The following is a 26,666-nucleotide window of genomic DNA, read 5'->3' on the forward strand; positions in this document are numbered from 1 at the left end:
AGCGGGATCGGGATCGGAAGTCGGAGCAGGCGACGGAGTGCGGGCCGGGGCGTATCGCCCACGGCCCGCGGTAGTCCGCACGTCGCCCGGACGCGACGCGGGAGTGGTCAGAAGTCCTCGGCGATGATCTTCTCGATGTTGCGCTCGGCGAGCGCGGTGATGGTCACGAACGGATTGACGGTGGTGTTGCCGGGGATCAGCGCACCGTCCATCACATAGAGGCCGGCATGGCCGTACAGACGGCCGTAGTTGTCAGTGGCCTTGTTGAGCACCGCCCCACCGAGCGGGTGGTACGTGAGGTGGTCCCCCCAGATCTTGTAGACGCCGAACAGGTCGGTGCGGTAGATGGTCCCTTCCTTGGCGTTGATCTTGTCGAAGATGGTCTTCGCCATGTCGATCGAGGACTGCTTCCAGGCGGTCTGCCAGTCGAGTTCGACCTTTCCCGTCGCCGCGTTCCAGGTGAACCGGCCGCGGTGCGGGTTGTTGGTGATGGACAGGTAGAACGACGCCCAGGTCTCGATACCGGTCGGCAGCGGCGCCACCTCGGCGAACGCCCCGCCCGCGGCCCAGTTGTCGATGCCCGCGGTCGGGATCGACGACTGAAGGGCCCCCGTCGGGTCCCACAGATGGTTCGCCCGCCCGCACATGACGTTGCCGTTCTCGCCCCAGCCCCTGCCGATCTCGCCGTTGAGCCCGGGCAGCGCTCCGGTCGCCTTCAGCCGGACCAGGAGCTTGCTGGTGCCGACGCTGCCGGCGGCGAAGAACACCCGCTCGGCCAGGACGGTCTTGGTGGTGGTGACGGCCCCGTTCGTGTCGAGCTGCTCGATGGTCACGGAGTAGCCGCCCGTCGCGGGCGTCACCGTGGCGACCCTGTGCAGCGGTGAGATGCTGACCCGGCCGGTCGCGCGGGCCTGCGCGAGATAGGTCTTCTGAAGTGACTTCTTGCCGTGGTTGTTGCCGTAGAGGATCTCGCCGGCCAGGGCCGACTTGGTCGCCGTCCCCGCGGCCTCGCGCTTCATGTAGTCCCAGTCGTAGACGTTGGGAACGAACATGAAGGGGAAGCCGGAGCGGCCGGCGTGCTTGCGGCCCACACGCGCGTACTGGTAGCACTCCGCGGTCTCGAACCAGGCCGGGTCGATCGAGTTGACGCCGAGGTTCGTGTTCGCCCGCGGGTAGTAGACGTCGTACATCTCGTCGGCGTTCACCGACGGGAGCACTCCGGGGAAGCGGGACCGCAGCGGCGTCACGGCCATACCGCCGTTGACGAGGGAACCGCCGCCGACTCCCCGTCCCTGGTAGACGATGATGCCGCCCATCTCCTCGGCGTCCAGGATGCCCGTGTACCGGGGGATGTCCTTGTCGATCGGGAAACCGAGGAAGTTGCTCAGGGGCTGCTTGGTCCGGGTGCGCAGCCAGAAGGACCGGTGGTCCGGAGTGGTGGTGTTGGCGAAGATCTTCCCGTCCGTTCCCGGGGTGTCCCAGGCCATGCCCATTTCCACCATGTGGACGTCGACACCGGCCTGAGCGAGTCGCAGTGCGGTGACGGAACCTCCGTATCCCGTGCCAATCACCAGTGCGGAAACCCGTGCACCGGGTTCGATCACATTGGCCTCGAACGGCTGTGCCGAGGCGGTCGGAAGGTCGAGTGCGCCCAGGGCGACGGCGCCGAAAATAGAACCAGTTCCTCCAATGAAGCGACGTCGAGACAGACCTCTTTCTTGCAGCGTGCTGCTGTGTCTGGTGTCCACGCAGATCCCCTTTCGATTGGGCAATCGAAACGGGTTCTACTGGGGTGTGTGAAAGAAGTCACGAGATACTTATGGGTAACTTCAGTGTCGCTCACCTGCCATTTGCCACAGGAATAGACCGACACCGCAATTCCCCCTCGGGCATCAATTCAACCGGTGAATGATGCCCGAGAGGGAACATGGAAAAGATTTTCAGCGTGTCGGCCGCAGAAATGCCGGAGGCACGTACCCGGTGAACGCCGGCGTGACAGGCCTGACGTCGCCCGTTCCGAAGTCGAGCACCGTCTGGTACTCGGGACCGAACGCGCGGACCCTGGCGTCCAGGGCGGACGGGCCGAGGTTCCCCCACTGTCCGGTCGCGATGTTCCGGTCCAGCGTGAGCAGCGCGACGATCTCCTCCGCCGAGCTGTACGAGCAGTGCCCGCCGCGCGCGAGATAGAGCTGGCGGAAGTCGCCGGTGCCGTGCCGCTCCACCTGCTCCGCCCACCAGCGCACCTGGTCGTTGGGGGCCCCGCCGTCACCCGTGGTGTGCAGGGTGAGCGTCGGCGTACGTGCCGTGCCGTCGACCAGCCCGTGCCGCTTGGTGTAAGCGACCGCGGCCGGGTCCGCGCCGATCCGCTCGGCGCCCGCGAGGGTGTCCAGGTCCGCACCCAGGTCGAGATCCGCGGCCGCGTACGCCTCGCGGACCAGGTCGCGTAGGGCGGACCGGGCGAGCTGGCGCTCGTAGTCGACGCCCGTGTTCCACGACGGGTTGCCGCCGGCGCGGGCCTCCAGGTCGAGCCGGCCGGTGGGGCCGAGACCGTAGCCGTAGGCGTACTCGACCCAGGCCGACTGCGCGGCGATCCGCTCGGTCAGCTGCGTCGGCTCGGGCTCGAACGGCGAGTACCAGGTGGGAATGTTGGCGACCGCGCCGGCCAGCGCCAGCCGCGCGCGCCCCTCCTTCGTACCGCGCGCCTCCCGCACGGCCGAGGCCAGCGCCTCGGTGTGCGCGGCCGCGGTCGCCGCATCGGCCGGCCGCACCAGATCGATGTCCGCGCCCGGCGCCAGCAGCGTCTTCACCACGAACTGGATGTCCAGCGCGCTGTTCCACGAGCCGGGTGTGTCCACCTCGCCGCACATTCCCGCCGTGCCCGCGAACCGCCCCGGGTGCCGCTCGGCGAGCTGCGCGGCGATCACCGCGCCCTGCGACATCCCGTGGCTGATGGTGCGCCGAGGCGTACCGATCTCCGCCCGGAAGTGGTTCAGCAGGGCGAGTTGGTCGGTCATGGCGTCCTCGACCGCGTAACCGACGCCCCGCCCCTTGTACTCCGACGCCGCCAGCGCGTACCCGTGCTGGAGCAGCCAGCTCTCCGTGCTGGGGTACGCCGCCAGCGCCACTTCGGCGGGGAGGAAGTCCTTCAGGTAGTACCCGTGGCTGAACAGCACCAGGGTGCCGTTCCAGTGCCTGGGCATCTCGATTCGGTAGGGGGCGCCGTCGATGCTCCCCTCGTGCGTGCGTCTGCCGTCCTGCCGGTCGCCGGCGTACGCCGGACCGGTGAGGACGGCGGCGAGGCACAGGGCCACCGCCGCAGCCGACAACCTGATGACGAACCGCATGCTGCGCTCTCCGTTCAGTAAACGTTTGTTCGAACGGATTGACTGCGGCGGGCCGCGTTTCTCATCGGGGCGAGGCCCACGACTTGGGCGAGGTCCAGAGTTTGGGCGAGGTCCAGGGCCAGGGCTTGGGCGAGGGCGCAGGTGGACGCCGATCGGTCAGGAGAGCCAGTCGGTGTAGTGCGTCGGCGCGAGTTGGGCGCCCTTGTCGGTGAGGACGTCACCGTGCACCGCCGCGAACATGCCGGCGGTCGGGTCGACGACCACCGTACGGTTGTCGCCCTTGTGGGACAGGGTGATCCGGCCCAGCTCGTCGAGGGTGTAGATGTCGGGACCGGCGATGTTGTGAATCCCGTTCAACGGGCCTTCGACGGCGACCCTCGCGACGGCGGCGGCCACGTCCGCGGCGGCGATCGGCTGGATCGGCGTGGCGGGCAGCCGGACGGTGGTGTCGTCGGCCGTCCAGGACAGGACGGAGTCGATGAACTCCATGAACTGCGTCGCCCGGACGATCGAGTACGGCACCGGCCCGGCCGTGAGGATCTGCTCCTGGAGGACCTTGGCCCGGTAGTAGTCCAGGTCCGGCACCTGGTCGACGCCGACGATCGACAGGATGACGAAGTGCCCGACGCCGCCCTTCTGCGCGGCGGCCAGGAGGTTGTCCATCGACGTCCGGAAGAACGCGGGGGAGGCTTCGTCGAAGGTGGGGGAGTTGGTCAGGTTGACGACGGTGTCGGCCCCGGCCACGGCCTCGTCGAGCCCCTGACCGGTGAGGACGTCGACACCGGTCGACTGCGAGTGCGGTACGGCCTGGTGGCCGGCGGCGTTGAGGTCCCTGACGACCTGCGAACCAATGAGACCGGTACCGCCGATGACTGCGATCTTCATGACATTCCTTTCGCCGGAGCGGCGTGGGGGCTTCCACATGGAATGTGGCATATGAGGCACCGGGCGGCGCGGCGGCGGAGGGCGTCCCTCGGGGGCCGCGCGGGTGGTGCCCGTTCCTATCCACCGTCGACGAAGGTGACCGTCTCCTCAAGTGGGGCGCGGCCCGTACGTGTGCGATCGAGGGTGACGTCCTCGAATCCGATCGACATACCGCAGAACAGGATCAGCTCGTCCGGGGGCGAGACGACCTCCGCGACGGTCCGGTGGAACTTCGCCCAGGCCATCTGCGCGCAGCTGTCCAGACCCTCCGCGCGGAGCAGCAACATCACGGTCTGGAGGAACATACCGACGTCGGACCACTGGGCCGGCCCCAGGTCGCGGTCGATGTAGCAGAACAGCGCGGCGGGCGCGCCGAAGCAGTCCCAGTTCGCGGAGGCGGCGCGCTGGCGGGCCTCGATGTCGTGGCGCGGGATGCCGAGCGAGCCGTAGCGCTGCTCGCCGAAGGCGGCCCGGCGTTCGCGGTACGGGGACTTCAGTGCGGGCGGGTACTGCTGGTACTGCGGCTCGTCCCAGGGGTCGCCGGCGGCGAGGCGCTCCCCGGCGCGCTTCTTCACCTCGGCGAGCGGGGCGCCGGTGAGCACGTAGGCGCGCCACGGCTGGAGGTTCGATCCGGAGGGCGCCCGGACCGCCGCCGCGAGCACCCGTTCCAACGTCTCCCGGGGGACCTCCCGGTCGGTGAACCCACGTACCGCCCGCCGGCTCGTGACCGCCTCGTAGACGTCCAAGACCGTCTGCCTCCTGCCCTGTCCGCGCATGCCCTCCGCGCACTTCGGGGGCCCTGCGCACCTTGTAGTTACATGCGAGATAGTATCAGTCGATACCATCTCGTGTTTGACCACCGTCGGGCACACCTTCTGCGGCCCCCGGCGCACGCCCCGGGCCCTGTTGTTGGGAGAAGAACCATGGCCACGCTGCTGCACATCGACTCGTCCGTCTTCGACGGCGAGGTGTCCGCGTCCCGCTCGGTCGCGGCCGCCTTCCGCGGGACCTGGAAGGAGCAGCACCCGCAGGGCACCGTGATCTACCGCGACCTCGCCGCGCACCCCGTCCCGCACATCACGGCCGACGCCCACACCGCCGCCGCGACGGACCCGGCCGGGCGCAGCGCCGGACAGGCCGCCGCACTCGCGGCGCGCATCCGGCTCATCGAGGAACTGGAGCAGGCGGACGCCGTGCTGATCGGCGCCCCGATGTACAACTTCTCGATCCCGTCGACCCTCAAGGCATGGTTGGACAACGTGATCCTGCTCGGCCGTACCTCGGGCGCGGCCCCGTCCGCCAAGGGCACCCCGGTCACCGTCGTCGCCAGCCGCGGCGGCTCCTACGCGCCGGGCACCCCGCGCGAGGACTGCGAGTTCGTGCAGAACTACCTGCGGGCCGTACTCGGCGGCAGCCTCGGCCTGGACGTCGACTTCATCGTCCCGGAACTCACCATGGCACCCCGCAACCCCGCCATGTCCGCCCTCATTCCGCTCTACGAGGCCTCCCGCAGCCGCGCCTTCGAGGACGCGGCCGCCAAGGCCAGGGAACTCGCCGAACGCCTCGCCGCCTGACCGACCGGGCAGCCGGCGCCGGCCCCGCCGTGTGACGTCACGCGGCGGGGACCCGATCCCGGCGCTACGCCCCGCCGTCGTCGGGATGCGCGAACCGCGTCAGGAGTTCGGTGAGCGCCCGCACCTCGCCCGGCTCCAGCCCGGCGGCCAGCCGCCCGGCGAGCGGCTGCGCCGCCGCGTGGGCCGCGTCGAACAGCGCGAGCCCCTCGGGTGTGATCTCCACGGCCCGCGCCCGCCGGTCGCCGGGCACGGCCTTGCGTACGGCCAGCCCCTTGCGCTCCAGATCGTCCACGACCCGCATGATCCCCGCCTTGTCCGACCCCGTCGCCGCGGCCAGATCCCGCTGCACGGTCGGCCCGTCATTCACCAGCACGATCAGCACCGCGAAGTGCCGCAGCTCGATGCCGAGCGGCCGGAGCGCCTCCGACATCACCGTGGCCGCGTGCCAGTGCGCACGGCGCAGCAACAGGCCCAGGGCGAACGGTGACGCGTCCCCGGGCCGGTCGGTCGCCCGCGCGATGGCGGGGGCGGGGGGCGGGGCGGGCAGGTCGGCGGTCATGGGGTCACACTACCTCCGTCCGCTCACTCGATACCGTATCGACTGAAACCTTCCTGGATGCGGCGTCGCCCAAGGCGGCGAGGGCGCTCGCGTCCTGCGGGTTCAGTACACGCGGGCGACGACGGGTGGATGGTCCGCGTGGCCCGGGCAGCGGAGGATCTGCAACTTCTCGTCCCCCAGTCTTACGTTCGTCGGGTCGCCGACCGGTGGATAGCAGCGCCGGTCGTCGGCGTCCTCGACGGTCCGCCACGCGCCCTCGTCGTTGCCGTGCCATTCGGCGCCGCCCAGGGTGAAGAGCGGCAGGGCGACCGCACCGCACGTACAGCGGACGGGTTCCGTGGGTGTCTCCTCGCGCCACTCGGGCGCACCCCAGCCGCCCGTCTTCCAGCCCGGCGCCCCCGAGAACGCGTTGTAGTAGTGGCCCGTCTCCTCCTGCCAGGCGCAGACGCGCGCCCCCAGGTCGGCGGGCAACTGGCTGAGCCCCGGATGCTCCACGACCTGCTCGGGATACAGGACACAGGGTGCCGGCCAGTACTCCTCCAGTTCGATCACGTCCGGCTCGGGCGGTGCGGCGAGCACGTCCGTGACCTCGTCGGCCGCGCGCCAGTGCAGTTGGACGGCCGGGATGTCGTCGTGGTGGTCCATGAACGGGCACCAGAGGATCTGTAGCAGGTCCGTGCCGTCGGGACAGGGCAGGCCGGGCACGTCACGCGCGTACAACTGGGCCACGGGCAGCAGCGGCACCGGAGCGGTGTACAGGTCGCCGAACTCCTTCGGCCGGGCGCGCTCGAACACCTCCTCCTCTTCCGCCGTGGGCCGCCGGTCGTCGGGCCGCGACCATCTGGCGACGCTGAGGTGGTGCGCGGCACGTACGGCCGCGAACTCCACCACCTCGTAGACCTCGTGCGTCTTTGTGCACATCGGCCAGGCCTCGTCCCGCGGCCACAGCAGCGGCCCGCCCACCGAACTGTCACCGGCCGTCGGCGCCCCCGAGCGCGGATGCAGCCGCGTCACCGGCCTGGCCGTCGCGGCCAGCTCCGGGAAGACGGCGGCCAGGTCCAGCGGACGTGACGGCGTTGTGCGTGCCATGACGAGACTCCCCCTCGGTTCTGCCCCTCGGCGTCTTCGACCATCGAAGCACGCACGACTGACAACCGGTCCCCGGGCCCGATCCGCGAGGCCCGAACCACCCAACTCACCGTGTACCGAGGAGCCTCGCCCGGCTTGTACCGAGGCGGACTCGCCCCGCCACCCGGTGCGCTACGCTCTCGCCGCTCCGCCCGCCAGGGCGGCGGAGAATCCGACAACAGGGGGACACATGAGAGCCGGTACGGGACTCAAGCCACTCGTCGCGCTGGTGGTCTGCGGGGTCGTCGCGACGGCCGCCGGCTGTGGTGGCTCCGACGGCCAGGGCGGGGACTCTCTGGAGCTGGAGAGCAAGTGGCACGGCCGGATCAGTGACGCGATCGAGGCGAAGCCGGAAGCCTGCCAAGGGGGAGTGGGCGGCGCCTGCGAGACCCATGTGGCCGCCGTGCACGCGATCACCGAGCAGTTGCGCGAGGAGGTCGAGGCCCGGCCGGACAAGGCGCGGTACCAGGCCACTCTGGACGGCACGACGACCATCGGCACGGACTACGACCAATACACGACCGAACTGTGCGCCACCGTGCCCGAGATCACCGTCGACGCGGCCACCAGCGAGAAGTTCGCGACCTGCTCCGGCCTCTACACGACGATCATCACGGGCGCGACCGACCTCCGGCAGAACCTGCGCCCCGCCGAGGAGTCGGCGGGCTGAGCACCTCAGAACCTCGGGGCCGGCGCCCGGCTCTCCACGATCCGGGCCGCCTCCTCCGGCGTCGCGACGGAGGGCGGTGAACCCTCCAGCGGCCGGCGCGCGGTCTCCTTCATACAGGCCACGGTGATCACGCCGATCAGCGCGGCGCCCATGCAGTAGTAGGCCGGCATGAGGTCGCTCCCGGTGACGGAGATCAGCGCGGTGATCACCAGCGGAGTGGTACCGCCGAAGAGCGAGGTGGAGAGGTTGTAGCCGATCGACAGGGAGCCGTAGCGAACCTGGGTCGGGAAGAGCGCGGGCAGCGTCGCCGACATGGTGCCCAGCAGACAGACCAGGGACAGGCCCAGCATCAGCATCGCGGCCGAAACGGCGAGCAGACTGCCCTGCCTGACGAGCAGGAACGCCGGGAGGGAGAGCACGAGGAAGCCGAGCATCCCCGCCATCAGGAGCGGCTTGCGGCCGAACCGGTCACAGAGCCGGCCCACCTGGTTGATGATCAGCATCAGCAGGACCATCGTGCCGATGAGCAGCAGCAGGCCGTGTGCCTCGGAGTAGCCCATCTCGTCCGACAGATAGGTCGGCATGTACGACAGGAACATGTAGTCGGTGATGTTGTAGGCGCCGACGAGGCAGATGCACAGCACCAGGCTCGGCCAGTAGTCCCGGAAGATCTTCGCGACGTCACCGGTGGTGGTCGTCTCGACCGTGGAGGCGACGTCGGAGGCCCGGTGTACGGAGTCGTCCTCCAGTCGCTGGAACGCGGGCGTCTCGTCCAGCCGCATCCGCAGGTAGAGGCCGACCAGCCCGATGGGTCCGGCCACCAGGAACGGCACCCGCCAGCCCCACGCCTCCATGCTGCCGCTGTCCAGCAGTGTGGTCAGCAGGGTGACCAGGCCCGCGGCGCCGACGTACCCCGCGAGCGTCCCCAGCTCCAGGAAGCTGCCGAAAAAACCACGGCGGTTGTCGGGCGCGTACTCGGCGATGAAGGTGGACGCGCCGCCGTACTCGCCGCCGGTGGAGAAGCCCTGGACCAGCCGGAAGAAGATCAGCAGGACCGGGGCCCAGAAGCCGATCGCGGCGTACGACGGGATCAGACCGATGGCGAAGGTACCGATCGCCATCATGATCATCGTGAGGGCGAGGACCTTCTTGCGGCCGACCTTGTCGCCCATCGGCCCGAAGACCATGCCGCCGATCGGTCGCACCAGGAACGCCACGGCGAAGGTCGCGAACGACGACAGCAACTGCACGGTGTCGCTGCCCGAGGGGAAGAAGACATGACCGAGGGTGACCGCGAGATAGCTGTAGATCCCGAAGTCGAACCACTCCATGGCGTTACCGAGAGAGGCCGCCTTCACCGCCCGTTTCACCGCCGCCTGGTCGGTGACGGTGATGTCCGTGCGCCGGAGCGGCGGGTTCTTGCGGCGCTTCAGGGCCCTGAAGAGCAGTGGATGGCGCTTGAGCGCCTCCGGATCGGTGTCTGCCTCGGTTGTGTCGACCTCACTGGCCGCCATGGGTGTCCCTCCTGCTGAGCGCGGGCGTCCGGAAGATCGCCTGCTCGGCCACGGCTCGCCCAAACCCGGCATCCGCCACCCGGACGATCGAGGGACGGTCGACGGGTGGTCGGCGGGTGGTCGGCGGGCGGGCGTGATCACGCCGGGCGGACCACCAGCTCGGCACAGAACCCTAGGCGGACGGTCGCGCGTGCTTCTCCTCCACGGCTGCCACCAGCGCCGGGAGCTGTCCGCGGATACGGGCGCCGGTGACATGGTCGAAGTAGTCGCGGGAGCTGACGATCTGGCCGTCCCGCACCCGGAGCACAAAAACACCGGGCAGGGCGAAGGCCTCCCCGGTCTCCTCGACCGTTCCCCGGTACTCGAACTCGGCGACGATCACCTCGGGGTCGGTCGTCTGGTGGATCGTGATGTTGGTGGCCCGGCGGTTCAGCCGGGGGCCCGTGTCGCCCGGTGTGAAGTGGGCGCGCAGTTCGTCGCGGGTGCGGAGTGCGGCGGCGCGCAGCGGGTCGAACGGGTGCACCACGTGGGTCTGTTCCGCGTACAGACCGGGCAGTTCGCTCCACCGGCCCTCGGCGACACCGTTCACCAGCGCGAGGAAGACCTCGCTGGGGCTGAGGACTTGGGTCATGACCATCTCCTGTCGTGAGACCGGCGTGCGGTGGCACCGGAGCGCTGTCCGGAGTGCGGACTCCGACTATACGGAGTCGAGACTTCGGATAACGTCGTCCGTGTGACAGCCCGATGAGCACTTCAGCCGACCGAGACCCCGCCCGAGCCACCGGCGACCGGCGCCCACAACGCGCCGACGCACGAACCAACCGCGAGCGGATCCTGACCGTCGCCGAGGAGGTCTTCGGCGCGGGCGGCCGGTCGGCGTCCACCGACGAGGTGGCCCGCCTGGCCGGCGTGGGCATCGCCACCGTCTTCCGGCACTTCCCCACCAAGGCGGCGCTGCTGGAGGCCGTACTGGTCCGACGCTTCGACCGACTGCGGAAACAGGCCGAGGCATTGGCCGACGCCACGGACCCGGGCGCCGCTTTCTTCGGCTTCTTCGGTCACCTGGTCACCGACGCGGCCGGCAAGATCGCCATCGGCGAGGCACTGATGGACGCCGGCGGCGACCACAGCCCGGCCACCACGGAGGCATCGACCGAACTGCGCCAAGCAGTCGGCGTACTCCTGCGAAACGCCCAACGCGCGGGCGAGGTCCGAGAGGACACCGAACTGCCCGAGGTATACGCCCTACTGGTCGCAACATCCCGAACATCCACTCACGCCCGCCTCGACGAGAACGTACGCGACCGCATGCTCACGATCATCTTCGACGGCTTGGCGCCGCGACAGCGGAACGCCTCGTCCTAGAAGGGCAGTTGGGTCGCGCACGGATCAAGTCGGCGTCCGGCGATGGGGACCCCGACCGCCTGGGTGCAACCCCGTCTACGGGCATGGCCTCACCGTCACCGCCCAGCTGCACCGCCCGTCGTCTCCAGTGCGCGGCTACCCGCCCGGTCGCGGCGGCGCCTGTTCTCACCGGACATGCTCATCCCCATGTTCTTCGGCCCCCGAAAGCCGCAACTGTCCGCGGCGCCGCTGACCGATGAGGAGCGCAAGTCTGTGACGGTGTGCGGGTGTTCCTGACTTTCGGACCGCGCGTCACGGTGTGGTGTGCGGGGTCATTCCCCTGAGCATCGCCTCGAAGGCGGCGTCCCAGTGGGTGCGTGCCTCGTCCGTGGTTCCGAGCGCTCCCCGGAGTTCGAGGCTGCACAAGCCGTGGGCGAGGGCGTTGAGTCGGACCGCGAGGTCCTGTGGGTCGGTGGGGGCGAGGGTGCCTGCGTCCACGCAGCGGGCCACGGCCGTGACCAGGGCGTCGAAGGTCGGCGCGATCCGGGCGGCCGTCTCGGCGTCGGGGCGGAACTCGGGGACCGGTCGGCCGAACATCAGCTCGTAGAGGTGGGGGTTGGCGAGCGCGCTCGCCCGGTACGCGTGACCCAGTGCGAGCAGGTCTGCCATGGCGTCACCGGTGCGGGGAACGGCGGCGAAGGCGTCGGCCAGCCGCGCGAACCCGCTCACGAACATCTCCCGCACCAGGCCGGCCTTGTCGCCGAAGAGGTTGTAGACGGCCGCAGTCGACACGCCCGCCCGCTGCGCGACCCGCCGGGTGCTCAACGCCGACGGACCCTCGGCGGCCAGCAGCTCGGCGCCCGCGTCGACGAGATCGCGGCGGAGTTCGACGTAGTCACGGCTTCGGGGCCTTGCCATGTGGGCGACCGTATCATAACGTTGTTACGTAACGTCGTTACAGAATCACTGCGAGCCAGGGGTAGCGAATGTCCGACCTGCACACAGTCCTCGGTGCCACCGGCGCGATCGGTGCGGCTGTCGTCGCGGAACTCACGGCTCGTGGCCACCGGGTGCGCGCGGTCAGCCGGCACCCTGCCACCGGTCCGCACGACGTTCGCGCCGACGTGACGACGACCGAGGGCGCGCTCGGTGCCTGCGAAGGCTCGACCGTCGTCTATCAGTGCGCCCAACCGCCGTACGCCCGCTGGGCGGAGGAGTTCCCGGACCTCACCCGCACGGTCCTCACGGGTGTCGAGGCCGCGGGCGCGAAGCTGGTCATGGCCGACAACCTCTACGTCTACGGTCCTGTCGAGGGCCCGATGACCGAGGACCTGCCGCATGCGGCCACCGGCCCCAAGGGCAGGGTGCGCGCCGAGGTCGACAAGCTGATCCTCGACGCCCACCGGTCCGGGCGGGTGCGGGCCACCCTGGGGCGGGCCTCCGACTACTACGGGCCCGGGGGAGTCAACACCGTTCTCGGGCCGACCGTCTTCGCCGCCGCCCTGGCGGGCAGGACGGCCCGCTGGGTCGGCGACCTCGACCAGCCGCACACCGTGTCCTACCTCCCGGACATCGCCGCCGGCCTGGTCCGCCTCGGTGAACACCCCGAAGCCGACGGACGCGCCTGGCACCTCCCGGCCGCCGAACCGGTCACCGGACGCGCGTTCCTGGATCTTGTGTGGGCCGAGGCGGGAGGCAAGCCCAGGAGTGCGGGGTTGGGTAAAGGGGCCCAGCGGGTCATCGGGCTGTTCAATCCGACGGTCCGTGAACTCGCCGAGACGGCGTACCAGCGCGATCGCCCGTTCATCGCTGACGACTCTGCCTTCCGCGGGGCGTTCGCGCCGGTGGAGGTCACGTCACATGCCGAGGGTGTCCGCGCGACACTCGAGTGGTTCCGAGGGAAGGCTTCGGCCAACGGGGCTTCTTCATAAGGGTGATGACCGTGTCCGCGTCCTCGCTACTGGGCGTGTCTCAGCTTTCCTGACGTGCCTCAGAACTCCCTGCCGAACATAAGCGCCGCCGTCTTGAGGGCGCCGTCGATGATGTCGAAACCCCGGGGGAGCATGACCCGTTCGTATGCGGCGACCGCGTCGACCAAGGTGCGGCCCTGCTCCGCCGCCTTGCGGAGTTCGCCCGCGAGGGTCGCGGCGTCCTGCATCGCGGCGCTGGTGCCGACTCCGCCGGTGGGAGGCATCAGGTGGATGGCGTCGCCGAGGACGGTGACCGGTCCGGCCGGCCAGGGGGCGACGCGTTCGCCGGCGCGGATCGGGATGGGGAGGAGACTGTCGGCGGGTGTCCGGTCGAAGACCTCGCGCAGTCGGGGATGCCAGTGTCCCGTCAGGTCGGCGGTGATGCGCCGCAACTCGGGCGCGGCGAGCCGCCTGTACTCGTCCTCGCCGGGGATGCCCAGGCGTGTGGCGGTGGTGAAGAGGGTGACCATCAGATAGTCGGAGGCCTCTTCGGGGCGGGTGCGGAACTGCATGGGGGCGAAGCCCGCGCCGCAGTCGTTGTCGTCGGCCACCCAGATGGTGCCCCGATGGAAGTCCTCCGGGAGAAGCGCCCTTGTGGTGTCGTCGAGGGGTATGCGCCCGTAAATGCAGCGCAGGCCGAGATCCCGCACGCTCGCGTGGGGCAGCAGCTGACGGCAGATCGCGGACCGGGCCCCGTCGGCGCCGACCAGGAGGTCGCCCTCCTCGACGCCACCGTCGGCGAGGGACACACGTACCCGTCCTGCCGGGGTGACGTCGAAGCCGGACACCGTCCGGCCGAACCGGACCACGTCGTCCAGCCCGGTGAGCAGCACCTTCCGGAAGGTACTGCGGTCCATGTGCGTGATCTCGCCGTCCGTGGCGGGGAGCGTCAGTGAGTTCACCAGCTCCAACTGCGGCGAGTAGAAGGCCACAAGGCTGCTGCTCACGCCGCTGGAGCTGCACATCGTGGTGTGCAGCGGAGGCGCGAGGCATGCCTGGAGCGCGGCGTTGGCGTCCGCGTCGATATGGATCCGGTACCCCTGGTTGCGGACCTCGGGGGTCGGGTCGCGCTCGAACACCACCACGTCCTGGTCGTCGCGGCGCAACGCCTGGGCGAGCGCGAGCCCGCCGATACCGCCGCCGGCTATCAGGATTCTCGGTCGATCCGCCATCTCGCACTCTCTCGACGCCGGGGCCCAGGACGGGCTCATAGTGGCAAGCGAAGTGCGGGCACCGGAGGGTCCGGCGGGGGACAGAGGGGTCGTGGACGTCCCTTCTGGGGTGACTAGGGGTACTTGGCGGTCGCGAACATGATCACTCCTTTGGGATGACGCGGGGCTCCGCCGACCGGGGGAGGTGTGCCGTACGTGTGGGCGACGCCGGGCCGGCGGGTTCGGTGCGATGTTCGGTGCATGACGGCTGATCTGCGGATGACGAAGGTGCGGACGAAGGTGTTGTGGAGCGGTGGGGGACCGCGCCGGGCGGCCTGGACGGCGCTCGCCTGGGCGACCGGGTACGCGGGGTTCGGCCTGGTGTGTGCGCTGAGTGGTGCAGCGGTGTTCCCCGGAACGGGCGCCGTGGCCTCGGCGTCCGGTTGGGCGGTCGTCGCCTTGGGGTTGCTGGCGGCGACGGGGTGCGCCGGGGTTCTGCGCCTCGGCTTGAGACCTGGACCGCGGACGATCCTGTGGACGGCGTGCACTCTGGCCGCACTCGCCGCGTTCGGCCTCCTCATGGACGTGATCACCCTGATCTTCGGTCAGGGGGTGGAGAGTTGGCCGGTCGCGACAAACCACGCACTGGCTGCGACCGGAGCACTTCTGCTGGCGGCCACGGCCCGCTCGAACAGGTCCCACGCCGTACCGCCGGATCCTTCGGGACCAGACCTTCCGCCACCTGCCGCAGCACCTCGAAGGCTTCAACTCACCGCAGCCATCGGCACCTTGGCGTTTCTCCCGTACGTTGTGATGAAACAGATCTGGGTCTTCGGCGGGACGTTCGCCGGCATGTCCGGCGAGGAGATGCGAGCGGTGTCCGAGCGCAACGGTGCGTCAGGGGTGTGGCTCGCGCTGGAGTCGTGGGGCCTGGACGCCACGATGCTGCTCGCCGTGCTCGGCGTCTTCCTGATCTGGGGTCTCGTCAGGCCCTGGGGTCAGGTCTTCCCCCGCTGGACACCGTTCCTGCGAGGCCGCCGCGTACCCCGCCGGCTCCCGCTCACCCCGGCCCTCGTCGGCGCCGCCACCCTCGCCCCGTACGGCGTCCTCGGCCTCGGCTACCTGATCCTGGTCTCCCTGGACGTGCTGACGATGCCCCGCGGCGACTTCCCCACGTCCGGTGACGCGCTGCTGGTCGCCTGGATCGGCATCACGGCATTCGCCGTATACGGCTGCGCACTGACCGCGGCGTCCTGCTCGTACTGGTCACGCACGCGTCGCCGATCAAGTCCGCGGCAGCGCTGAGCTGTTGCGGAGTCGGTCGCACGCTGGTCGGCGACGGTGTCCCGGGGTTCGGTGACGGGTGCCTTCCGGTGAACCCCGGGCGACCGGGTGAACTGTGTTGTGTGACGGGTGTGTTGGGGCCTTGTGGGGGGTGGTAGGGGAACACGGGTGCGGTGGTAGCATTCCGGCGTTCGCGATCTTGATCGTCTTCGTTCGGATGTCGGTGGGGGCCGACTCGGATGTTGGCTGGTCGTGCGACGGGGGCGTGCGGTGGGTGGCCATGCGGTGTGTCGCGCGGGCCGCCCGAGGTCGGGTCGGTTGCTGTCTGCTGCTGCGTGCCGGGGAAGGTTTCTGTGTTTGGTGACGTGCTCGTTTGGTGCCTGGTCGGGGTGGCGGTGCTGGCCGTCGCCGCGGTGGTGGTGCTGGTCGTACGCAACCGCGGTCTGGGCGCCAGGAGACGCCAGCTGGAGGGCGAACTGGCCCGGCAGCGCAGCGGCCTGGAGCAGGAGCTGGGGCTGGCCCGTGCCGAGGTGCACCGGCTGAGGCAGGAGCAGGACGCCGTCATCGGCGAGGCGGGACGCGCCGCCGAGGAGCGGACGAAGGCGGTGCTCAAGGGCGCCGCCCGCTTCCTCCAGAGCCAGGCGGCCGAGCAGACCACACTGCTCGACGGCATCCAGCGCACCTACGGTGGCCACCCCGTCCTCAGCGAGCTGCTCGACGTGCAGCACGCCAACGCCCAGATGGTGCGCAAGGCGCAGGGCATCGCCGTGATGTGCGGTGCGCCGCTGGGCCGGCGCAACCGGGCCGCCAGCGTCTACGACGTGGTCCGCAGCGCGCAGGGCCAGATCCGCAACTTCCAGCGGGTCGAGGTCATGCAGCACAGCGGCATCGCGCTGAAGGCGTCCGCGGTGGCGCCGGTCGCGCTGACGGTCGCGGAACTCCTCGACAACGCGGCGAGCTTCTCGCAGCACGACGCACCGATCGAGGTGACCTTCCAGCGGATCCAGAACAACGTGTGCATCGTCATCGACGACGCCGGCGTCGGTATGAGCGACGAGGACCGCCAGACGGCGACCGAGCTGCTCTCCGGCGACGAGGTGCCGCGCCTGTCCCAGCTGGGCAACCAGCCGAAGTTCGGTTTCCCGGTGGTGGGCCTGCTGGCCCGCCAGTACGGGTTCAAGGTGGATGTGACCGGGGTGTCCCGGTACGGCGGTGTTCGAGCCGTCGTCCTGCTGCCGGAGGAGTTGTGGACCATGGAGGAGACGCCCCCGCCGGTCAGTGAGGCTCCGGTGGCGAACATCCGGCGCGCGGCCGAGGGCGGCCGGCAGCGCAGTACGGGGCGTACGGCGCACGGGCTGCCCAAGCGCGGCGCCCGCCAGACCCCCGTGGTCGGCCTCAGCGACGACGTCGTGGGCCCCACGTCCGACAGTGAGGGCGAGGTCGGGGGCGGGGACGCACGTATCTCCGAACCCGCCCGGCGCCGGGTCGGCCGTGGCCTCGGCGCGTTCCAGCGCGGCACGATGACCGGCCGCGACCTTGCCGCTCCGTCGCCCGAAGGGTCTGAAGAGCTGTGAGCGCGGATCTGTCATGGATGGTCAGGGACATCGTCGAGAACGTCCCCGAGGCGCGGCACGCGGTGGTGCTGTCCGCCGACGGCATCGCGCGCGGCGCGACGGACGGCCTGAGCGAGAAGGACGTGCGCACCCTGTCGGCCGCGATGGCGGGGATGCAGTCGCTCAGCCGGGCGACCGCGCTGTTCGCGGGTCCGGCGAGCGACCGGCGCTGGAACCAGACCGTGGTCGAGTTCTCGCACGGCTGGATCTTCCTGATCGGCGCCGGCCAGGGCGCCTACCTCGCGGCCGCCGCAGGGCCGGACGTCGATCTCCAGCAGATCTCCTTCCGTATGCACCGGCTGGTCGCCCGGCTCGGTGACAACCTCAGCTCCGCGCCGCGGGTGAACGCCGGGGACGCCGCGCGCGCCGAGGCGGCCGCGTCGGGCGCCGGCGGACAGGGCGGCACCGGCTTTGTGGTCCCCGAGCTGGACAAGGCGGTCGCCGAGGTGCCGGGCGCCCGGCACGCGGTGTTACTCGGTGCGGACGGTCTGCCGAGAGGTGTCACGTCGGGGCTCGGCAAGGACCTCGCGGACACCATGTCGGCGGCGATGACGGGCCTGCACGCCTACAGCCGCGCGACCTCGTCGTTCGCCGGGGCCGTCGAGGGCGCCGAGTGGCGGCAGACGGTCATTGAGTTCTCCCACGGCTGGGTGTTCCTGATCGCGGCGGGCGAGGGCGCTTACCTGGCCGCCGCCGCCGAACACGACTGCGACATCGAGGAGTTCACGATCCGTCTCCAGGATGTGGTCCCCGCACTCGTCGGTACACCCGGGCAAGGGGTGGTGGGCGATGCATGACGACCCCGAACTGAACGGCCCCGGCCGGGAACGAGGACTGGACGCCGCGGCTCGGGACTGGGGCCTGGACGGCCTGGGCCGGACGGGGGAGCAGCAGCGCGACGACACCGACGCCGAGCTGGAGCTGACGTCGGACTTGGTGCCGCTGTTCGTGATCACGCAGGGGCGTGCGCTGCCGCCGGCGCACGAGTACTCCCACACCACCCTGGTGACCGCGAAGGACGACGCCGCGGCCGCGGCCCGCACCCTGTCACCGGAGGCCCGGCAGGTCATGGACCTGGTGGCACACGGCTTCCTGTCGGTGGCGGAGGTCGCGGGCCACACCCGGCTGCCGCTGGGCATCGTGCGGATCCTGCTGGCACAGATGGAGGAGGGCGGCCTGCTGCTGGTCAGGCCCCCGATACCCCGTGCCGAGAGGCCGGACCGTGAGCTGCTGTCCGCCGTCATCGACGGTCTGAGGACCCGATTCGGAGCGTGAGCGTGTATCTGGAGCCTGAGGTCTCCCAGGCCGTGAAGATCCTCATTGTGGGGCACTTCGGGGTGGGCAAGACCACGTGTATCGGCAGCATCTCCGAGATCGAGCCGTTGCAGACCGAGGAGGAGATCACCGAGGCCAGTGAGGGCTTCGACGATCTGACCGGGACGCCGGACAAGACGACCACCACGGTCGCCATGGACTTCGGCCGCCGCACCCTCAACGACCAGCTGGTGCTCTACCTGTTCGGCACGCCGGGACAGGAGCGCTTCAAGGAGATGTGGGAGGGCCTGTCGCGGGGCGCCCTGGGCGCACTCGTACTGGTCGATCCGGAGCGGCTGCACGAGAGCTTCCCCGTGCTCGACCTCGTCGAGCAGTTCGGTCTGACGTACGCCATCGGCGTCAACCGTTTCGACAACACCCCCGACTACCCCCTCGACGAAGTACGTGAGGCACTGAACCTCTCCCCGGACACACCGGTCGTGCACTGCGACGTGCGGGACGGGCAGTCCTCGGCGAGGGCACTGATCACCCTCGTGCAGCATCTGATGTCCATACTCGCCTAGGAGCCCCGGCATGCAGCACTCACACGACGCACAGCACATACCGGCCGGCTGCCCGGCGCACGGCAACGTCGAGCTGTTCGGGACGGAGTTCGGCTCCGACCCCGAGCGCACCTACGCCCATCTGCGCTCACTCGGCCCGAGCGCGCCCGTGGACATCGCCCCGGGCGTCGAGGTCGAGCTGGTCACCAGCTACGACGCGGCCCTGTACATCCTTCAGAACCCGGCCTGGTTCGTCCGTGACTCGCGCCGCTGGAACGCCCTCAACCAGGGCCGGGTGCCGGCCGACAGCCCGGCGCTGCCGATGATGGGACACCGTCCCAACGCGCTGTTCGCCGACGGCGCGGCACATGCCCGGCTGCGCCAGGCCGTGACCGACGCGCTCGCCACCGTCAACGAACTCCAGCTGGTCCGGCAGGTGCAGCAGTCCGCCGACTACCTGATCAGCCAGTTCAGTTCGGACTCCCTGGGCCAGGCCGAGCTGATGTCGGCCTACGCCCAGCCGCTGCCGCTGCTCGTCTTCAGCGACCTGTTCGGCTGCCCGCCCGAGATCGGTGACCGGGTCATCGTCGGCATCAGCGGCATCTTCGAGGGCACCCCGGGCGCCGACGAGGTGCTGGGCGGGGCCCTCGCCGAGCTGATCGCGTCGAAGCACCGGCGTCCCGGCCAGGACCTGACGACCCGGCTGATGCAGCACCCGGCCGGACTGTCGGACGAGGAGGTCCTGCACCAGCTGGTGACCCTGCTCTCCGGCGGCACCGCACCCCTGGCCGCCGCCATCGGCACCAGCAGCGCCCTGTACCTGGGCGAGGACTGGCCGGTGGGTCTGCCGGTCGAGGACGCGGTGGTGCAGACGCTGTGGAAGTACGCGCCGATCGCCAACTACGCGGCCCACTACCCCACCCAGGACGTCGAGTTGGGCGAGCGGGTGCTCCAGGCCGGTGACCCGGTACTGATCAGCTTCGCCGCCGCCAACAACGACCCGAAGCTGACCGAGCACCGCGAGCAGCTCAGCGCCAAGGCACACCTGGCCTTCGGTGCCGGGCCGCACGCCTGCCCGGCCAAGGACCCGGCGTTCATGATCGCCTCCACCGCGGTGGAGTCCCTCCTGAACCGGCTGCCGGACGTCGAGATGCGGGTGGCGTTCAAGGAACTCGCCTGGGTGCCGGCGCCCTGGAGCCGTTCGCTGGTGACCGTCCCGATCCGGTTCTCGCCCCGCTCCGTGCCCGCGCCCTCCGCCCAGTCCCGCACCGGCTCCGGAGAGGCCCCGGTGGCGTCCTCCGCCGCCCAGCGGCCCACTGCCGCCGCGTCCACGTCGCGGCCGGCGGCCGGGCATGCGGCACCACAGCACAAGAGGGGTCTTTTCAGCCGCTTCCTGGCATGGGCCAGCGGAGAGTGACGTAGGTAACCAGATAATCCTACTGAGGAGTTGGATGTCTCAAACTCCCCCCGGGTACGTATGACGGCTGTGCTCAGAAAGGGGCCGTCATCGTGGGGACCGTCACGACGCCGTCGTTCGACCGCCGAACCACCGTCACCCTCTTCTCCCGACTCCGCACCGCAAGGGGCCAGGACAATCCTTTCCCCCTCTATGCCGAACTACGCTCCAAGGGCCCGGTCGTTCCCGCTCCTTGGGGCGGGTTCGTGGTGACGGGGTTCGAGCAGTGCGACCGGATCCTGCGCAGCAGCGCCGCTTGGCTGGAACCCGACCGGTCATGGCGTGAACGGCAGGGTCCGCGGACGAGGTGGAACGCGCCATCGGCGAGGGAGATCAGCAACACCCTGCCCGCCCTCAACGCACCCGACCACACCCGGGTGCGCCGGGCCGCCGGTTCGTTCGACCGCACCACCATCCAGCGCCTGGGCCATACCGTCACCGGGATCACCGACGGGCTCCTGGACACACTCGCCGAGCAACTGCACGACGGCGAGGCGGACTTCGCCGCTCTGGTCGGTGAACAACTGCCGGTCGCCGCGGTCGGCAACTGGCTCGGTGTGCCCGCGGCCGACTGGCCACGCCTGCGCGAGCTGACCCACGACCAGGTGTTCACCCAGGAGCTGCTGCCCTCCGCGAGCCAGCTCCTGGCGTCCGACGTGGCGATGACGGAACTGCGCACCTACTTCCTGGAGTTGGTACGTGACCGCAGAGCCCACCCCGGCGACGACCCCGTGTCGGGGTGGATCACCTCGTGGGACGCCATCGAACCGGACCGGGACAAGGCCGACGAGGGCGTCTACTTCCTGGCCCTGTTCATGCTCCTCGCGGCCCTGGAGACCACCTCGACCCTGCTGTCCACCACCACCCTGCACCTGGTCGAGGAACCCGACCGCTGGGACGCACTCGCCGCCCGCCCCGACCTCGTCCCCGCCTTCGTCGAGGAGTCCCTGCGCTACGACCCACCCACCCACGTCATCAGCCGGGTCGCCGCCGCCGACTGCACCCTCGAAGGCATGCAGGTGCGCGCCGACGAGATGGTCCACCTGATGGTGGGGGCCGCCCACCGAGACCCGGCCCGGCACCCCGACCCCGAACGCTTCGACCCGCACCGCAAGCCCGGCCACCTCGCCTTCAGTGGAGGCATCCACTACTGCCTCGGCGCCCCGCTGGCCCGGCTGGAGGCCCACACCCTGCTCCGCCAACTCCTCACCCGCCTCCCGCGCCTGACCCTGGTCCGCCGTCCCGTGATGGCACCCCGGGTGGCGTTCCGGCGCCTGATGAACCTGGACGTCGCCCTCGCATGAACCACACCCCCGCTCCCCACACCGCGGCCACCCGCCGGGCCGTGGACATCGAGCAGGACGGCCCCGTCCTGCACGTCCGCCTCAACCCCCACGGCGACGACGACACCCTCGGCATCGCCGCCCTCGACGCCCTGACCGCCCTGCTGGACAGCCTCCACGACCGCCCCGACGTCCGGGTGCTCGTCCTGTCCTCCCTCGGCGAGGACTTCTGTCTCGGCGCCGACCGCCACGAGTACCAGAGCACCCTCGCCGCCGACCCCACCGGCGCGGCGCTCAGACGAGTCGCCGACAAGGCACACCGCCTGTGCCAGGCCCTGGAGACCACCCACGCCATCACCATCGGCCGCCTCCACGGAGGCGTCGTCGGCGCCGGGCTCGCCCTCGCCGCCCACTGCGACCTGCGCGCGGGTGCCGACACATGCCGCTTCCGGATGCCGGAGATAGGCGTCGGCCTGCCGCCCGCCTGGGGCGGAGCCATGGGCCGGCTGATCTCCGAGGCCGGCGCGGCCCGCATCCGCGAACTCATGCTCACCTGCAACCCCTTCGACGCCCACACCGCCCACCGGCTGGGCCTCCTCCACGAAGTCGCCCCGGAGGAGCAGCTGGACCGTGTGGTGGGCGCCTGGACCAGGCCCCTGCTGCGCCGCTCGCCCGAGGCCCTCGTCCTGACCAAACGGATGCTCACCGGATTCACCCGCGCCCACCGCACCACCGACGCGGCCCTGCTCGACGCGCACCTGCTCACGTCCCACCTGGCCCTGGGCCAGCAGCGCGAGGCAGCACCCCGATAGGCGCGCCGGACACACGCGCAGGTGAACGGCGGCCTACGGAGAACGAACCCCCCGGGCGGCCGTTCACCCTGTCATAGGCTCGGCACATGGCCCGTATCCCGTACGCAGACGTGTCCGCCTTACCCGCCGAACTCCAGGAGTGGCACGCCAGGTTGCCGCCCGACTCGCATCTGTTCATGATGGTCGCCCACTCCGAGGCGAGTGCGGCGACGCTGATGCAGATCGGCCTCCAGCAGATCAGGGAGCTGGAACTGTCCGCGCGTATGCGTGAACTCGCGGCGAACGCGACCGCATGTGTGCTCGGCGCCGACTATCTCCGTGTCCGGCACAACCCGCCGGGTGTCCCGATGACGCCGGAGGAGCGCGACGCGATCCACCGCGGCGACCACTCCGGGTTCGACGGCATCGACCTGGCGGTGCTCACCTTCGCGACGGCGGTGGCGCGCGGACTGCCGGTGGACGACGACACCTTCGCACCGGTCCGCGCCGAGCTGAGCGACCGGCAGATCGTCGAACTGATCCAGGTCGTCGGCTACTACTGGATGTTCGGCCAGTTCGCGAACGTCCTGCGGATCGAGTCCGAGCCGTACAAGAAGTGATGACGGCGGCCGGGTGCCACGGCCGCGCGGCGCTCAGGCCGGACGCGACTCGACCGGGTGGCCCGCGAAGACGCGCGGATCACCGTCCCGCGGACACGGCGGCGGGCGTTCTAGGCTGATCTGCCCTGTGCTCAGCCCGGCCGGCGTGGTCGCCGACCGGGTGGGCCGCACGCCGGACAGAGGGAAAGCCGCTGATGACCGTAGCCATCGCCTTGTTCACCGCGGATCTGCGCGTCCACGACAATCCCGTCCTGGACGCGGCGGTCCGGGGCGCCGACGAGGTCGTGCCCCTGTTCGTCCGCGACCGGGGTGTGGACGCGGCCGGGTTCGCCGCCCCCAACCGCCTGGCCTTCCTCGCCGACTGCCTCACCGACCTCGACGACGCTCTGCGCCAACGCGGCGGACACCTGGTCCTGCGTACCGGTGAGGTGGTCGAGGAGGTTCTGCGGGTGGCCGCCGAGACCGACGCGCGGACCGTGCACATGGCCGGGGGAGTCAGCCGGTACGCACGCCACCGCGAGGACCGGCTGCGCAGCGAACTGGACGCCCAGCGGCGCGAGTTGGTCGTCCACGACGAGGTGATCACCGCGGTGGCCCCGGGTGCCGTCACACCTCAGGGGAGCGATCACTTCGCGGTGTTCACGCCCTACCTCCGCCGCTGGAGCGACACCACCCTGCGGCACGTCGTGGCCCCGCCGCGCACGGTACGTGTGCCGTCGTCGCCGTCGTCGGCGAAACTCCCGGTCCGCGCCCAGGTGTCCGGCGTCTCCCCGGGCCTCGCCGCCGGGGGCGAGACCCGGGCCCGCGCGCGGCTGACAGCGTGGCTGCGGCACGGCGTCGACGCCTACGAGGACCGGCACGACGACCTGGCGGGCGACGCCACCTCGCGACTCTCGCCGTATCTGCACTTCGGCGCGCTGTCGCCCGTCGAGGCGGTGCACCGGGCGCGGCGGGCCGGCGGGGACGGCGCGCAGGCCTTCGTCCGCCAGCTCGCGTGGCGCGACTTCCACCACCAGGTGCTGGCCGCCCGCCCCCGGGCGGCGTTCGCGGACTACCGGCCGCGCGGCGACGCCTGGCGGGCGGCCGACGAGGAGGTACGGGCGTGGCGCGAGGGCCGTACCGGATATCCGATCGTGGACGCGGCCATGCGCCAGCTCGCCCACGAGGGCTGGATGCACAACCGCGGCCGTCTGCTTACCGCGAGCTTCCTGACCAAGACGCTGTACGCGGACTGGCGGGTCGGAGCGGCCCACTTCCTGGACCTGCTGGTCGACGGGGACGTGGCCAACAACCAGCTGAACTGGCAGTGGGTGGCCGGCACCGGCACCGACACCCGCCCCAACCGGGTCCTCAACCCGCTCGCCCAGGCCAAGCGCTTCGACCCGGCGGGGGAGTACGTACGGCGCTGGGTACCGGAGTTGGCCGAACTCGCGGGCGCCGCCGTACACCGGCCGTGGCAGCTCGACGAAGCGGAGCGCGCCCGCTACGACTACCCCGCCCCGATCGTCGACCTCGCCGAGGGCCGGGCACGCTTCCTGGAGAGCCGAGGCGCCGCGTAGGAGCCGCTCAGTCACTCCCCTCGCCCACCGGCGCCAGCTCCGACCCGTCCGAGAGGCGGGCACGCACCCGCGGCTCCGCCTCCTGAGGAGCCTCCTTCGCCATGGTCCGCCCCTCGGCCGACCCCTCGACCGCGCCGGACATCTCGATGCCGGTCACTTCCCGGCTGCCCGCCGCGAGCAGATAGGTCGCGCCGGAGGGCGCCTTCCAGTGCGTGGAGGCGACCACGTGCTGTCCGAAGCGGCTGCACGCGGCGGTGGGCCGGGCCCGGTCCACCACGATGTCGGGAGTACGTGCCCCGGGCGGCCGGAACTGCACGAGTACCTCGCCCGGCCCCTGCCAGGTCGTGGCCCTGGCGCAGGACCACACCGCCTGGCCGGCGTTCTGCGGAAGGTCCTGGGTGGCGAAGTCCCACAGGTTCACCGCACGTACCCCGTGGTCGCCGAACTCGGCGAGACGGCAGCCGGACCGCTGCCAACTCGCCCGCGCGGCAGGCCCGGTGGCCTCGCGCGGCTGACGGGCCGGGACACCGTCGCCGGGCAGCGGGGTGTAGCTGAGATGGGCCGGGGTGAGCCCGCCGAGGTCCGTGACCAGGAAGGCGTGCTTCTCCACGATGCGGCTGGAGGAACGCAGTTCGAGCACCGGCAGACGGTCGCACCCGCCGTCCGCCGCCGGACCGGACACCGGCGCGGTCACACCGTCCTCGCCCACGGCCAGCGGGTCGCCCGGATCATCGGGGCGCAGCAGGTCACGGCTCTGCGAGGCGACGATCCACGGCGCCAGCAGATAGCGGTTGCGGCCCTCGTCACGGCTCACCGTGATGGCCGCGGCCGTCGTGACGTCGGCGTCGTCGGCCCGCGCGAAATGCAGTGCCGCCGGACGCCCGGCCGTTTCGCTGTAGTGGACGAGAAGCTGCGCCTGGTGGAGGACGACGACCGTGTGTCCGTCCACATCTCCCGCGTACAGCAACTGCGGTGTGCTGCCGGGTGGTTCGGCCGTCGTGGCGTACGCCTTGGTGACCCGGGTGCCGGCGGGCGGCTCGGCCCAGACGGACAGGGCCCGCGCGAGCAGGGAACGGTCGTCGGCGCGTGCGCCCCGGACGGGCCAGGCCGTGAAGTCGACGCGTGAGGTGTCGGCCCACACGTCGTGCGACACCCGTACGAGATCGTCGGGGCCGGGGCCCAGGACCGTACTCGTCGGAGCCGCGACCGGCTCGCTCTCCGCGGAGTGCAGGGTGAGTGTCAGCAGTACGGCGCCGGCCGCGGCGACCGCCGTGACCATCCAGGCGAGCCGGAACCTGCGCCGGCGGCGCAGCAGGTCCCCGGGCCGCATCTGCACCGAGCACGCGTCGAACTCCCGCGACCGCAGCAGGGCTTCGGCGGGCCCGGCCGCGGCGGTGTCCAGGGCACGCGAGGCGCGCAGCGCGTCCTCCGCCGCGGAGTGCCCCGCGGCCCGGAGCAGACGGGCGACCTCGCCGTCGGGAAGGCCGTCCAGGTGACGGAGTACAAACGCGGCCCTGACCGGGGCGGGCACCCGCGCCAGCGCGGCGGCGAGGGCGGTCTCCTCGGCACCGCCGGCCCGGGGGAACATCCGCAGCCCCCACACCACCGGCAGTAACCGGGTCAGGGCCCGCGGCGGTGGCAGGGGCCTGGGCCAGCCACGGGGGCGCTGTCCGTAGGCGAGGGCCGCGCGCAGCACCCGCACCCGCAGCCAGGTGAGACCGGGCGGGGCACCAGGACCGCCCTGGGCCGGCACGGCCGGAGGTGCCTCGCCCGCGCGTTTGTGGGCGACACCCGGCAGCGCGCCCTGCACGATGCCGTGGGCCGCGAGGACACGGTGATGCCTGGTCAGATCGCCGGGCAGGGTCAGATACGCCAGGGTGACCAGCCGTGTGTACCGGTCGAGCAGGGCGGCCTCGACCTGGTCGAGCGGTGGCACGGCGGTGGGGTCTTCGGTACGGGGACGGGATGGGAACATCAAGCGGGACGCCTTCCGGTGAATGGCTCTCACGACGACGGCATTCCGTCAAACGAGTGAATCAAGTGATGGTCACCGCGCGCGTCCCGC

The 26,666-nt window shown here is 70.8% G+C and carries 25 protein-coding genes; 14 read left to right on the top strand and 11 right to left on the bottom strand.

Features of this window, described 5'->3' with window-relative positions; all coding sequences use genetic code 11:
* Positions 1-107 precede the first annotated feature (107 nt).
* The 4 genes from ACIQAC_RS19045 to ACIQAC_RS19060 all read right to left on the bottom strand — a co-directional run bounded on the left by ACIQAC_RS19045 (position 108) and on the right by ACIQAC_RS19060 (position 5,014).
* Positions 108-1,487, bottom strand: coding sequence for a GMC oxidoreductase (locus tag ACIQAC_RS19045; protein WP_402192491.1), 1,380 nt, complete (start codon positions 1,485-1,487; stop codon positions 108-110).
* 453 nt (positions 1,488-1,940) lie between these two features.
* On the bottom strand, positions 1,941-3,344 hold the full coding sequence (locus ACIQAC_RS19050; RefSeq protein WP_402192493.1) for a hypothetical protein: 1,404 nt from the start codon (positions 3,342-3,344) through the stop codon (positions 1,941-1,943).
* 156 nt (positions 3,345-3,500) lie between these two features.
* Positions 3,501-4,229, bottom strand: a complete 729-nt coding sequence (locus ACIQAC_RS19055; protein WP_402192495.1) for an SDR family oxidoreductase — start codon at positions 4,227-4,229, stop codon at positions 3,501-3,503.
* Positions 4,230-4,345: 116 nt separating this feature from the next.
* On the bottom strand, positions 4,346-5,014 hold the full coding sequence (locus ACIQAC_RS19060; protein ID WP_402192498.1) for a nitroreductase: 669 nt from the start codon (positions 5,012-5,014) through the stop codon (positions 4,346-4,348).
* Between the two features lie 177 nt (positions 5,015-5,191).
* On the opposite strand from ACIQAC_RS19060, the gene ACIQAC_RS19065 reads away from it, so the two are divergent.
* On the top strand, positions 5,192-5,842 hold the full coding sequence (locus ACIQAC_RS19065) for an FMN-dependent NADH-azoreductase (protein WP_402192500.1): 651 nt from the start codon (positions 5,192-5,194) through the stop codon (positions 5,840-5,842).
* A 64-nt stretch (positions 5,843-5,906) separates the two neighbouring features.
* On the opposite strand, the gene ACIQAC_RS19070 is transcribed toward ACIQAC_RS19065, so the two are convergent.
* Together ACIQAC_RS19070 and ACIQAC_RS19075 are read right to left on the bottom strand one after the other, a co-directional pair.
* Positions 5,907-6,401, bottom strand: coding sequence for a MarR family winged helix-turn-helix transcriptional regulator (locus ACIQAC_RS19070; RefSeq protein ID WP_402192503.1), 495 nt, complete (start codon positions 6,399-6,401; stop codon positions 5,907-5,909).
* Positions 6,402-6,503: 102 nt separating this feature from the next.
* Positions 6,504-7,490, bottom strand: coding sequence for a hypothetical protein (locus ACIQAC_RS19075; RefSeq protein ID WP_402192506.1), 987 nt, complete (start codon positions 7,488-7,490; stop codon positions 6,504-6,506).
* Positions 7,491-7,719: 229 nt separating this feature from the next.
* Here ACIQAC_RS19075 and ACIQAC_RS19080 point away from each other — a divergent pair, with 229 nt between their 5' ends.
* Entirely contained in the window at positions 7,720-8,199 is a 480-nt protein-coding gene (locus tag ACIQAC_RS19080; protein WP_402192508.1) for a hypothetical protein, read from the top strand.
* Between the two features lie 5 nt (positions 8,200-8,204).
* Here the strand turns inward: ACIQAC_RS19080 and proP are convergent, their stop codons facing one another.
* Positions 8,205-9,713, bottom strand: coding sequence for a glycine betaine/L-proline transporter ProP (gene proP / locus ACIQAC_RS19085; protein WP_402192510.1), 1,509 nt, complete (start codon positions 9,711-9,713; stop codon positions 8,205-8,207).
* Positions 9,714-9,885: 172 nt separating this feature from the next.
* Complete coding sequence (locus ACIQAC_RS19090; protein ID WP_402192512.1) at positions 9,886-10,344, bottom strand: nuclear transport factor 2 family protein; 459 nt, start codon at positions 10,342-10,344, stop codon at positions 9,886-9,888.
* A 113-nt stretch (positions 10,345-10,457) separates the two neighbouring features.
* Here ACIQAC_RS19090 and ACIQAC_RS19095 point away from each other — a divergent pair, with 113 nt between their 5' ends.
* Positions 10,458-11,078, top strand: coding sequence for a TetR/AcrR family transcriptional regulator (locus ACIQAC_RS19095; protein WP_402192514.1), 621 nt, complete (start codon positions 10,458-10,460; stop codon positions 11,076-11,078).
* Positions 11,079-11,369: 291 nt separating this feature from the next.
* Here ACIQAC_RS19095 and ACIQAC_RS19100 read toward each other — a convergent pair whose 3' ends face one another.
* On the bottom strand, positions 11,370-11,975 hold the full coding sequence (locus ACIQAC_RS19100) for a TetR/AcrR family transcriptional regulator (RefSeq protein WP_402192516.1): 606 nt from the start codon (positions 11,973-11,975) through the stop codon (positions 11,370-11,372).
* A gap of 68 nt (positions 11,976-12,043) precedes the next feature.
* Between ACIQAC_RS19100 and ACIQAC_RS19105 the strand changes: the two genes are divergently transcribed.
* Positions 12,044-12,988, top strand: coding sequence for an NAD-dependent epimerase/dehydratase family protein (locus tag ACIQAC_RS19105; protein WP_402192518.1), 945 nt, complete (start codon positions 12,044-12,046; stop codon positions 12,986-12,988).
* A gap of 59 nt (positions 12,989-13,047) precedes the next feature.
* Here ACIQAC_RS19105 and ACIQAC_RS19110 read toward each other — a convergent pair whose 3' ends face one another.
* Complete coding sequence (locus ACIQAC_RS19110) at positions 13,048-14,199, bottom strand: FAD-dependent oxidoreductase (protein ID WP_402192520.1); 1,152 nt, start codon at positions 14,197-14,199, stop codon at positions 13,048-13,050.
* 792 nt (positions 14,200-14,991) lie between these two features.
* Here ACIQAC_RS19110 and ACIQAC_RS19115 point away from each other — a divergent pair.
* The 10 genes from ACIQAC_RS19115 (at position 14,992) to ACIQAC_RS19160 (ending at position 24,601) form a co-directional block, all read left to right on the top strand.
* Complete coding sequence (locus ACIQAC_RS19115; protein WP_402192523.1) at positions 14,992-15,483, top strand: hypothetical protein; 492 nt, start codon at positions 14,992-14,994, stop codon at positions 15,481-15,483.
* Between the two features lie 344 nt (positions 15,484-15,827).
* The gene (locus ACIQAC_RS19120) at positions 15,828-17,036 is read left to right on the top strand and encodes an ATP-binding protein (protein WP_402192526.1); all 1,209 of its coding nucleotides are present in this window, start codon (positions 15,828-15,830) and stop codon (positions 17,034-17,036) included.
* A 17-nt stretch (positions 17,037-17,053) separates the two neighbouring features.
* Positions 17,054-17,872: a roadblock/LC7 domain-containing protein gene (locus ACIQAC_RS19125; protein WP_402192690.1), complete on the top strand. Its 819-nt coding sequence runs from the start codon at positions 17,054-17,056 to the stop codon at positions 17,870-17,872.
* A 73-nt stretch (positions 17,873-17,945) separates the two neighbouring features.
* Positions 17,946-18,350, top strand: coding sequence for a DUF742 domain-containing protein (locus ACIQAC_RS19130; protein WP_402192693.1), 405 nt, complete (start codon positions 17,946-17,948; stop codon positions 18,348-18,350).
* 2 nt (positions 18,351-18,352) lie between these two features.
* On the top strand, positions 18,353-18,913 hold the full coding sequence (locus ACIQAC_RS19135) for a GTP-binding protein (protein WP_402192695.1): 561 nt from the start codon (positions 18,353-18,355) through the stop codon (positions 18,911-18,913).
* Positions 18,914-18,923: 10 nt separating this feature from the next.
* Positions 18,924-20,309, top strand: coding sequence for a cytochrome P450 (locus ACIQAC_RS19140; protein ID WP_402192529.1), 1,386 nt, complete (start codon positions 18,924-18,926; stop codon positions 20,307-20,309).
* A gap of 92 nt (positions 20,310-20,401) precedes the next feature.
* Positions 20,402-21,652 (top strand): cytochrome P450, encoded by a 1,251-nt coding sequence (locus ACIQAC_RS19145; RefSeq protein WP_402192531.1) that lies wholly within the window; start codon positions 20,402-20,404, stop codon positions 21,650-21,652.
* Positions 21,649-22,443, top strand: coding sequence for an enoyl-CoA hydratase/isomerase family protein (locus ACIQAC_RS19150; protein WP_402192534.1), 795 nt, complete (start codon positions 21,649-21,651; stop codon positions 22,441-22,443). Before ACIQAC_RS19145 ends, ACIQAC_RS19150 begins: the two co-directional genes overlap by 4 nt.
* Positions 22,444-22,529: 86 nt before the next feature.
* Positions 22,530-23,042: a carboxymuconolactone decarboxylase family protein gene (locus ACIQAC_RS19155; RefSeq protein ID WP_402192537.1), complete on the top strand. Its 513-nt coding sequence runs from the start codon at positions 22,530-22,532 to the stop codon at positions 23,040-23,042.
* A 194-nt stretch (positions 23,043-23,236) separates the two neighbouring features.
* The gene (locus ACIQAC_RS19160) at positions 23,237-24,601 is read left to right on the top strand and encodes a cryptochrome/photolyase family protein (protein ID WP_402192539.1); all 1,365 of its coding nucleotides are present in this window, start codon (positions 23,237-23,239) and stop codon (positions 24,599-24,601) included.
* A 7-nt stretch (positions 24,602-24,608) separates the two neighbouring features.
* Here the strand turns inward: ACIQAC_RS19160 and ACIQAC_RS19165 are convergent, their stop codons facing one another.
* On the bottom strand, positions 24,609-26,576 hold the full coding sequence (locus ACIQAC_RS19165; RefSeq protein WP_402192541.1) for a hypothetical protein: 1,968 nt from the start codon (positions 26,574-26,576) through the stop codon (positions 24,609-24,611).
* Positions 26,577-26,666 lie beyond the last annotated feature (90 nt).

This window comes from Streptomyces sp. NPDC088387 (assembly GCF_044753385.1).
Taxonomy (GTDB): domain Bacteria; phylum Actinomycetota; class Actinomycetes; order Streptomycetales; family Streptomycetaceae; genus Streptomyces.

Excerpts from the sequence above, each read along its gene's own strand:
- ACIQAC_RS19110 (WP_402192520.1), bottom strand. The coding sequence starts at position 14,199 with ATGGCGGATCGACCGAGAATCCTGATAGCCGGCGGCGGTATCGGCGGG.
- ACIQAC_RS19065 (WP_402192500.1), top strand. The coding sequence starts at position 5,192 with ATGGCCACGCTGCTGCACATCGACTCGTCCGTCTTCGACGGCGAGGTG.
- ACIQAC_RS19075 (WP_402192506.1), bottom strand. The coding sequence starts at position 7,490 with ATGGCACGCACAACGCCGTCACGTCCGCTGGACCTGGCCGCCGTCTTC.
- proP (WP_402192510.1), bottom strand. The coding sequence starts at position 9,713 with ATGGCGGCCAGTGAGGTCGACACAACCGAGGCAGACACCGATCCGGAG.
- ACIQAC_RS19100 (WP_402192516.1), bottom strand. The coding sequence starts at position 11,975 with ATGGCAAGGCCCCGAAGCCGTGACTACGTCGAACTCCGCCGCGATCTC.
- ACIQAC_RS19095 (WP_402192514.1), top strand. The coding sequence starts at position 10,458 with ATGAGCACTTCAGCCGACCGAGACCCCGCCCGAGCCACCGGCGACCGG.
- ACIQAC_RS19050 (WP_402192493.1), bottom strand. The coding sequence starts at position 3,344 with ATGCGGTTCGTCATCAGGTTGTCGGCTGCGGCGGTGGCCCTGTGCCTC.
- ACIQAC_RS19115 (WP_402192523.1), top strand. The coding sequence starts at position 14,992 with ATGAAACAGATCTGGGTCTTCGGCGGGACGTTCGCCGGCATGTCCGGC.
- ACIQAC_RS19045 (WP_402192491.1), bottom strand. The coding sequence starts at position 1,487 with ATGGCCTGGGACACCCCGGGAACGGACGGGAAGATCTTCGCCAACACC.
- ACIQAC_RS19055 (WP_402192495.1), bottom strand. The coding sequence starts at position 4,229 with ATGAAGATCGCAGTCATCGGCGGTACCGGTCTCATTGGTTCGCAGGTC.
- ACIQAC_RS19090 (WP_402192512.1), bottom strand. The coding sequence starts at position 10,344 with ATGACCCAAGTCCTCAGCCCCAGCGAGGTCTTCCTCGCGCTGGTGAAC.
- ACIQAC_RS19070 (WP_402192503.1), bottom strand. The coding sequence starts at position 6,401 with ATGACCGCCGACCTGCCCGCCCCGCCCCCCGCCCCCGCCATCGCGCGG.
- ACIQAC_RS19080 (WP_402192508.1), top strand. The coding sequence starts at position 7,720 with ATGAGAGCCGGTACGGGACTCAAGCCACTCGTCGCGCTGGTGGTCTGC.
- ACIQAC_RS19165 (WP_402192541.1), bottom strand. The coding sequence starts at position 26,576 with ATGTTCCCATCCCGTCCCCGTACCGAAGACCCCACCGCCGTGCCACCG.
- ACIQAC_RS19160 (WP_402192539.1), top strand. The coding sequence starts at position 23,237 with ATGACCGTAGCCATCGCCTTGTTCACCGCGGATCTGCGCGTCCACGAC.
- ACIQAC_RS19140 (WP_402192529.1), top strand. The coding sequence starts at position 18,924 with ATGCAGCACTCACACGACGCACAGCACATACCGGCCGGCTGCCCGGCG.
- ACIQAC_RS19155 (WP_402192537.1), top strand. The coding sequence starts at position 22,530 with ATGGCCCGTATCCCGTACGCAGACGTGTCCGCCTTACCCGCCGAACTC.
- ACIQAC_RS19150 (WP_402192534.1), top strand. The coding sequence starts at position 21,649 with ATGAACCACACCCCCGCTCCCCACACCGCGGCCACCCGCCGGGCCGTG.
- ACIQAC_RS19105 (WP_402192518.1), top strand. The coding sequence starts at position 12,044 with ATGTCCGACCTGCACACAGTCCTCGGTGCCACCGGCGCGATCGGTGCG.
- ACIQAC_RS19125 (WP_402192690.1), top strand. The coding sequence starts at position 17,054 with ATGGTCAGGGACATCGTCGAGAACGTCCCCGAGGCGCGGCACGCGGTG.